Below are 261 nucleotides of genomic sequence, written 5' to 3' on the forward strand. Positions count from 1 at the left end.
CGGCAGCGATGAACGTATTGTACGTGGCCTCATGTTCCTTGTAGTCCATCGGCGCGCCAACTTCGACGGGTCCGGTGTGATGTTCGGCCATGAATATCGTCTCCCTCAAATGCCCGGTCCGCACAGTGCGGCAGACCGCCTGAATGCCATGATCAGCAGCGCTTGCAACGGATCAATCCCTGTTCAGGGCTTACACAAAGCTTCGGGAAAGCGCAATGCATGACAATGCCACATGCAGTACGCGGAAACGGCTTTCTTGCG

Annotated in this window: 1 protein-coding gene; it reads right to left on the minus strand. The window is 56.3% G+C overall.

Annotated elements, in window-relative coordinates:
• The coding region (locus SCA31_RS24045; protein ID WP_410699509.1) for an aa3-type cytochrome c oxidase subunit IV at positions 1 to 91 on the minus strand (91 nt) is incomplete at its 3' end.
• Positions 92 to 261: the final 170 nt, after the last annotated feature.

The sequence above is a fragment of the Chryseobacterium sp. SIMBA_028 genome, assembly GCF_046535285.1.
In the GTDB taxonomy this organism is placed as follows: Bacteria; Bacteroidota; Bacteroidia; order Flavobacteriales; family Weeksellaceae; genus Chryseobacterium.